Annotated in this window: 7 protein-coding genes; 2 read left to right on the top strand and 5 right to left on the bottom strand. The window is 42.0% G+C overall.

Annotation, left to right across the window (positions count from 1 at the left end):
* Positions 1–159: 159 nt before the first annotated feature.
* On the bottom strand, positions 160–519 hold the full coding sequence (locus LJE09_RS13035; protein ID WP_025581321.1) for a helix-turn-helix domain-containing protein: 360 nt from the start codon (positions 517–519) through the stop codon (positions 160–162).
* Positions 520–659: 140 nt separating this feature from the next.
* Between LJE09_RS13035 and LJE09_RS13030 the strand changes: the two genes are divergently transcribed.
* Together LJE09_RS13030 and LJE09_RS13020 are read left to right on the top strand one after the other, a co-directional pair.
* Entirely contained in the window at positions 660–1,856 is a 1,197-nt protein-coding gene (locus LJE09_RS13030; protein ID WP_008704894.1) for an ATP-binding protein, read from the top strand.
* Between the two features lie 173 nt (positions 1,857–2,029).
* On the top strand, positions 2,030–2,203 hold the full coding sequence (locus LJE09_RS13020) for a hypothetical protein (protein WP_008704896.1): 174 nt from the start codon (positions 2,030–2,032) through the stop codon (positions 2,201–2,203).
* Between the two features lie 389 nt (positions 2,204–2,592).
* Here the strand turns inward: LJE09_RS13020 and LJE09_RS13015 are convergent, their stop codons facing one another.
* The 4 genes from LJE09_RS13015 to gatC all read right to left on the bottom strand — a co-directional run bounded on the left by LJE09_RS13015 (position 2,593) and on the right by gatC (position 7,271).
* Positions 2,593–3,807, bottom strand: coding sequence for an LL-diaminopimelate aminotransferase (locus tag LJE09_RS13015; protein WP_022381182.1), 1,215 nt, complete (start codon positions 3,805–3,807; stop codon positions 2,593–2,595).
* A gap of 250 nt (positions 3,808–4,057) precedes the next feature.
* Complete coding sequence (gatB, locus tag LJE09_RS13010) at positions 4,058–5,500, bottom strand: Asp-tRNA(Asn)/Glu-tRNA(Gln) amidotransferase subunit GatB (protein ID WP_026650061.1); 1,443 nt, start codon at positions 5,498–5,500, stop codon at positions 4,058–4,060.
* Positions 5,497–6,966, bottom strand: a complete 1,470-nt coding sequence (gene gatA / locus LJE09_RS13005) for an Asp-tRNA(Asn)/Glu-tRNA(Gln) amidotransferase subunit GatA (protein WP_161276470.1) — start codon at positions 6,964–6,966, stop codon at positions 5,497–5,499. The genes gatB and gatA overlap by 4 nt, the downstream gene beginning before the upstream one ends.
* Before the next feature lie 11 nt (positions 6,967–6,977).
* A complete protein-coding gene (gene gatC, locus LJE09_RS13000; protein WP_008704901.1) occupies positions 6,978–7,271 on the bottom strand; it encodes an Asp-tRNA(Asn)/Glu-tRNA(Gln) amidotransferase subunit GatC in 294 nt (97 codons plus the stop codon).
* Positions 7,272–7,370: the final 99 nt, after the last annotated feature.

The raw sequence follows: 7,370 nt of genomic DNA, 5'->3' as shown, positions 1-7,370 counted from the left end.
TGCGCGTCTAACTCATCACTGGAAGTAACGAGAATGCGACGCGCAGTTATTCAATTTGAGTTATTCTGAATACCCCCTCTGTCAAGCTCTGTAAAGCTCTGAAAGTTAGCTGGTTGTTTGCTCCAGCTAATAATTAAGGAACATGAAAAGGATGCCATATTATTGCATGCTCCTTTCCAAATCTCTTTGTTCCATCCAGTCCTCAAATTCATCCCGACGAATCCTAACCCGACTGCCAACTTTTATTACCGTAAACTTTCCTTTATCCGCCCATTTGTTGATCATGCTTCTGCTGACCTTTGCCAGATAGGAAGCTTCATCAAAAGTAAGATACTTTATATTTCCATTGCTTCCCCGTATTCCGGTTTGTGATAATTTCTTCCGCCGGAAATTAGCCAGAGCAATATTCTGTTCCTGTGCAAGTTCTTCATAATGCTCAGAGCATGTTTTACAGTGGTCAAAAGCAAATTTTTTTACTTTTTTTCTGAAATTAAGTAAAGAATCGGGTTGCCTATACATAGTTTTCACTTTCAAAAAATAAAAAAATTTGTGTTTTTGAAAGCGACATCTTGCATATACTATTAGCAGACAGTATACTAAGTACAACAAAGCGGTTTCGAAAAATGAAAAAACTTCAATTTTTGAAAGTGGGTGACTAAATGAAAACAATCACGAGAGCAAAATATCTCGATAGAATCATTGAACTGAATGGCACTCCTGACATCAAGATCATCACGGGTATTCGTCGATCTGGTAAGTCTAAACTGATGCAGGCATATATTGCGTATCTGAAAAACAACTTTGAAAACATCAATATTATCTTCATTGACTTCATGGATTTAGCATATGAAGAAATCAAGGAATACCATGCCTTACACTCCTATGTGGAAGAACATTATCAGGAAGGCAAAACGAACTACCTGTTTGTAGACGAGGTTCAGATGTGTCCCAAGTTTGAGCTGGCAATCAACAGCCTGTACTCTAAGGGAAAATACGACATCTATGTAACAGGCTCTAATGCTTTCCTGTTGAGTGCGGATCTGGCAACTCTGTTTACCGGACGCTATATTGAAATTCATGTGTTTCCTTTCAGCTTCCAGGAATATTGCCAATATTATGATGATATCAGTGACAAAGATAAGCTCTTTGATGAGTACGCTATCAAGGGCGGTTTAGCAGGTTCCTATGCTTATAGAACCGAAAAAGACAGAACAAACTATATCAAAGAGGTCTACGAAACTATTGTTACAAGGGATTTGGTACAGAAATATAATCTCCCTGACACTTTGGTTTTACAACGTCTGAGCGAGTTCCTTATGGATAATATCAGCAACCTGACTTCTCCTAATAAGATCAGTCAGCTACTGACAGCAAATGAAACTCCAACCAATCATGTAACCGTCGGCAAATACATTAAGTATTTGTGCAATGCTTTTGTATTTTATGATATTAAGAGATACGACATCCGAGGTAAGAAATACCTTGAAAGCTCTGAAAAGTTCTATTTGTGTGACAGCGGTATTCGATATGCAATACTGGGGAGCAGAAATATGGATTATGGCAGAGTATATGAAAACATCGTATGCATCGAGCTTCTTCGCCGTGGATATGATGTTTATGTCGGCAAGCTTTATCAAAAGGAAATCGACTTTGTTGCTCAGAGAGGTAGCGAGAAGTTTTATATTCAGGTCAGCGACAACATTTCCGGGCAGGAAACATTTGAGAGAGAACGCTCTCCTCTGCTTCAGATTCGAGATGCTTATCCGAAAATGATTATTGCCAGAACCAAACATCCCCAATATAGCTATGAAGGAATCCAAATTCACGATATAACCGATTGGTTACTACAAGAATAAATAAGGCGAAATATCTCCGTCATTCTCTTTTGAAATGTTGGATACTTTGCAATAATACAGTAACCATAGATACTGATTCCTTCGGCACTAGCTTCTGCAGCCTTCACAGATACCGGAATCACGCTCTCAAATATCGGAATACTGGTTCCGTATTGTTCCAAGAGATCAATAACATGAAACCAGATATTGAGGAACTGCGCAGAAAATATATGGATAATCCACCTGAAGGCATGACGTCCATGGACATTCGCCGTATGAGCGAGGATGAACTTCTGGATATGGATTATTTCCTAAATGAGGATGAATTGGATGATTATTTTGGCGAAGAAGGTTTCTACATCTTTTAATACCAGTAGGTAGTGTAAAATAGTTTGTGTTTTTGGTAAAAAATAACTCCTTTTTGGTAAGAATTCAGATATGACAATTCTTATCGAAAAGGAGTATTTTTTATGGCAGTTGCAAAGGAACAAATTCGACAGATTATCTCAGAAAACAACATTAATACTTAAATAGTAATCAAATTCCATATATATTTTTATAAAATAGAAACGACAGGTCCGAAACCCTTGATTTTCAAGGATTTTCGTCCTGCCGTTTTTCATTTTCATAGTCAGGCGGATAAAATCATTCGCTTTGCTATGCAGCTCTACACCGAATAACTGCTCCGCAGGGAACTTACTTGATTCGGTTAAATTTTGCGAAATTATAATCCCACTCGTTCCTATCAGGAAGCTGCTTACAGATTCTTAATTCGTTCAATTGCTTCCAGTGTATTCTCATGTGTTCCAAACGCAGTGAGACGGAAGAATCCCTCACCGTGTGCACCGAATCCTGAGCCCGGAGTTCCTACGATGTTGGCTTTTTCAAGGAGATAGTCAAAGAACTCCCAGGAAGTCATCTTATCAGGTGTTTTCAGCCAGATATATGGAGCGTTTACGCCACCGGATACGGAATAGCCTGCTGATGCCAGACCTTCGTAGATGGCTTTGGCGTTGCTCATGTAGTAACCTACCTGTTCTTTCAGCTGTGCTTTTCCTTCAGGAGAGTATACAGCCTCTCCTGCACGCTGTACGATATATGGCGCACCATTAAATTTTGTGCCATGACGTCTTGCCCAGAGACTGTGGAGATCTACACCGTCACGAACCAGATCCTTTGGTACAACTGTAAAGCCGAGACGGACACCTGTGAAACCTGCATTTTTGGAGAAGCTGCGCAGTTCGATGGCGCAGGTTCTTGCTCCTTCGCACTCATAGATGCTGTGCGGTACATTTTCTTCGGAGATGTATGCTTCGTATGCTGCATCATAGATAATTACAGAACCGTTTTTATTTGCATAGTCTACCCATTCCTGAAGCTGCGGTTTGGTGATGGCACCACCGGTTGGGTTATTCGGGAAGCAAAGGTAGATAAGATCCGGTACTTCTTCCGGGAATTCCGGAAGGAAGCCGTTGGCTTCTGTACATGGCATATAGATTACGTTATCAAAGTTGCCACGTTCTTTGTTGTATTCTCCTGTACGACCTGCCATTACGTTTGTATCTACATATACAGGATATACAGGGTCGCACACTGCAATCTTGTTATCCAGTCCGAATATTTCCTGAATATTTCCGGAATCGCTCTTTGCACCGTCAGAGACAAAGATTTCATCTGCTTCAATGTCACAGCCTCTGTCTTTGTAGTCGTTCTTTGCAATAGCAGATCTTAAGAATTCATAACCAAGATCTGGTGCATAACCATGAAATGTAGCTGCATCACCCATTTCATCTACAGATTTATGAAGTGCCTCAATGATTGCCGGAGCCAGAGGCTGGGTTACATCACCGATTCCCAGTGAGATCACGTTTGCCTGTGGGTTGGCTTCTTTATATGCTTTTACTTTTTTTCCAATTGTGGAAAACAGATAGCTTCCCGGTAATTTCAGATAGTTGTGGTTTACTGTTACCATGTTTGATTTCCTCCCTGGCATGTTTCGCAGTTTTTATATACCTGTCTACAGCAGGCTGCTGCTTTGCCTTTCCATTTCTATTTGTGTCTTTTCTGCAAATATATTTTATTCGAGTTTTATTATACTTAATTATTTAATAATGTAAAGTCTCAAAGTGTTTTCTGAGAATAATTTTTAATATTAACATTACTGTTCACTGGTAATATATTAACATTTTTTACCCCGGGCATAATGTCCGGGGTGATTTATTTTATTTGCGCTTCTCTACTTCTTTCATTAGTGTCTCGCGGACGCTTGCAGGATTTGCCTTGCCTTTCATCTCTTTCATGATCTGACCTACAAAGAAGCCCATGACTTTATCTTTACCTCCCAGAAGTTCTGAAAGTGGTCCTGGGTTAGCATCCAGGATCCTGTTGATGGTTTCTTCCAGAAGTCCTGTGTCTTCTACAATCTTCAGACCATGTTCCTCAATGTAGGCTACAGGATCAATGTCTTCCTCAAAGACTTTCTCAAAGACTTTTTTGGCATTCTGAGGGCTGACTTCGGATTTTTCTACCATTACCAGAAGATCTGCAAGATGCTTCGGTGAGAAAGATACCTGTTCCGGATCCATAGCTTTATCTTTCGTCAGACGGAGTACCTCACCCATAAACCAGTTTGCTGTCTTCTTTGCATTTCCGTAGATTGCTGCTGTTTCTTCAAAAAGGCCTGCAAGATGGCGGGATTCTGTAAGGATTCCCGCATCGTATGCCGGAAGTCCGTACTCTTCCTGATAACGGGCCTGTTTCACTTCGCGAAGCTCCGGCTGTTCTGCTTTGATCTTTTCAATCCATGCATCAGAGATATGGATTGGAGGCAGATCTGGATCAGGGAAATATCTGTAGTCTTTGGCATCTTCCTTGGAACGCATGGCGTAAGAATATTCTTTGTTGTCATCCCAACGGCGTGTCTCCTGTGTAACTGCCTTGCCTTCTTCGATTAGTTCGATCTGACGTTCTCTTTCGCCTTCGATTGCTCTGGCAATGGCTTTGAAAGAGTTCAGGTTCTTCATCTCTGTTCTGGTACCGAATTCTTCTGCTCCCACTTCACGGACAGAAAGGTTAACGTCTGCACGCATGGAGCCTTCCTGAAGCTTACAGTCTGATACACCCAGATACTGCATCATACAACGGAGTTTTTCAAGATAGGCGATTACTTCCTCAGAGCTTCTCATATCCGGCTCGGATACGATCTCGATCAACGGGACACCGCTTCGGTTATAGTCTACCAGGGAGCAGTCTTCCCATTCATCATGAATCAGTTTACCTGCATCCTCTTCCATATGCATTTCATGGATGCGGATTTTCTTTTTGCCTGCAGAGGTTTCAATCTCTACCCATCCGTCATGACAGATTGGCAGATATAACTGAGAGATCTGATAGTTCTGTGGGTTATCCGGATAGAAATAGTTCTTACGGTCAAATTTGCAGTACTGATGAATCTGGCAGTTTGCTGCAAGACCTGCTTTCAGGGCAAACTCTACTACTTTCTTATTTAATACAGGCAGGGAACCCGGCATACCTGTGCAGACCGGACATGTATGTGTATTGGGTGCTCCTCCGAACTCTGTGGAGCATCCGCAGAAAATTTTTGTTTTTGTTGCAAGTTCTACATGGACTTCAAGTCCTATGACTGTTTCGTACTGTTTCATTATCTGGTGCCTCCTTCTCCTGGCACGGCAAAGGAGCCGCGGCTGGTTTCATAGGCGTGTGCTGCACGCAGGATTTTCTTTTCCATGAAGCAGTCCCCGATCATCTGGATACCGATTGGGAGACCTTTGCTGTCTTTTCCGCATGGAACTGTGATTCCCGGAAGACCGCAGAGATTAACTGCTACCGTGTAGATATCTCCAAGATACATGGCAAGGGGATCTTTTAAGCTTTCACCGATCCTCGGTGCTGTAAATGGAGATGCAGGTGCAAGGAGCACATCATATTTGCCAAATGCTTGGTCAAATTCTTTCTTGATCAGGGCTTTTGTGCGGAGTGCCTTCAGATAGTATGCATCATAATAACCGGAGCTTAATACGAAGGAACCAAGCATGATACGGCGTTTTACTTCTTCACCGAAGCCTGCTGTTCTGGTCTTTTTGTACATGTCGTGAAGACCTTCATATTTTGCTGCACGGAAACCGTACTTCACTCCATCGAAACGTTCCAGGTTGGAACTTGCTTCTGCACTGGCGATAATATAATAAGCCGGAATCATGTATTCCATGGTTTTGATAGAGAAGAATTCTACTTCTGCTCCCAGTTCTTTCAGCGTATCAAGAACACCCATAAAAGATGCTTTTACTTCCGGATCAAGTCCCTCTGCCAGATATTCTTCAGGAACTCCGAATTTCATCCCCTTAATATCTCCTGTCAGTTCTTTGGAGAACTGAAGGTCTTCTCTTTTCATGGATGTGCTGTCTTTTGTATCATGTCCTGCGATGATCTCCAGAAGAGCTGCACAGTCAGATACGTCTTTTCCTACAGGACCGATCTGATCCAGGGAAGATGCATAAGCTACAAGACCGTAACGGGATACTGTTCCATAGGTTGGTTTAATTCCGGTTACACCACAGTAGGAACTTGGCTGACGGATAGATCCGCCTGTATCTGAACCAAGCGCCAGATAAGTTTCTCCTGCTGCTACTGCTGCACAGGAACCACCTGAAGAACCGCCTGGTACATGTTCCAGATTCCATGGGTTTCTGGTGATGCCGTAAGCGGAGGTCTCTGTTGTACTTCCCATGGCAAATTCATCCATGTTTGTTTTTCCGATAATGACCAGTCCGGCTTTTTCCAGACGGTCAATGACTTCTGCATTATACTGAGGCACAAAATTCTCAAGAATCTTTGATGCACAGGTAGTTTTCTTTCCATTAATACAGATATTATCTTTGATCGCGATCGGTACGCCTGCAAGAGGACTGGTATAAGTACCGTCCTCGATGCCTTTTTGTACTTCTTCTGCACGTTTGTATGCTTCTTCTTTATATATGTCAAGATAAGCGTGTACTTCTGAATCCTGTTTCTCAATCTGTTCAAAAACAGTTTTTACTCCATCCAGGACGCTGACCTGACGCTGTTTTATTTTTTCCCCAAGCTGCAGGGCTGTTAATTTTTCCAACTCCATTGTCCTGTCTCCTATCCTATGGTTTTCGGAACCTGATACTGTCCTTCTTTTGCTTTCGGTGCATTTGCCAGCATTGCTTCTTTGTTGTCTCCGTTTGTGACAACATCCTCACGAAATACGTTTTCATCCTGGAAAATATGGGACATAGGCTCTACTTCCGATGTATCCAGTTCATCCAGTTTCTCTACATAATCAAGCATTTTCTGCATTTCAGCTTTTGCTTTTTCCTTTTCTTCTTCCGAGAGGGAAAGCTTGGCCAGGATGCAGACATTTTCCATTGTTTCATCATCTATGATCTTTGCCATGATTTTCTCCTTATATATACTGCCTGTAACATTCTATATTGCTTTTATTTCTTTCTGCCCGGAATCAACCTGCCGTTTCCGGTCAATATATAGGCAGCT

This window comes from Blautia sp. DFI.3.45 (genome assembly GCF_020593505.1).
GTDB classification, from domain to species: domain Bacteria; phylum Bacillota; class Clostridia; order Lachnospirales; family Lachnospiraceae; genus Blautia_A; species Blautia_A wexlerae.
The sequence above is the reverse complement of the archived record's forward strand: the minus strand, read 5'-3'. Positions and strand labels throughout refer to the sequence as shown.

Bases quoted from the DNA above. Each gene is read 5' to 3' on its own strand.
- gatA (WP_161276470.1), bottom strand. From the start codon at position 6,966: ATGGAGTTGGAAAAATTAACAGCCCTGCAGCTTGGGGAAAAAATAAAA.
- LJE09_RS13030 (WP_008704894.1), top strand. From the start codon at position 660: ATGAAAACAATCACGAGAGCAAAATATCTCGATAGAATCATTGAACTG.
- LJE09_RS13020 (WP_008704896.1), top strand. From the start codon at position 2,030: ATGAAACCAGATATTGAGGAACTGCGCAGAAAATATATGGATAATCCA.
- LJE09_RS13015 (WP_022381182.1), bottom strand. From the start codon at position 3,807: ATGGTAACAGTAAACCACAACTATCTGAAATTACCGGGAAGCTATCTG.
- gatC (WP_008704901.1), bottom strand. From the start codon at position 7,271: ATGGCAAAGATCATAGATGATGAAACAATGGAAAATGTCTGCATCCTG.
- LJE09_RS13035 (WP_025581321.1), bottom strand. From the start codon at position 519: ATGTATAGGCAACCCGATTCTTTACTTAATTTCAGAAAAAAAGTAAAA.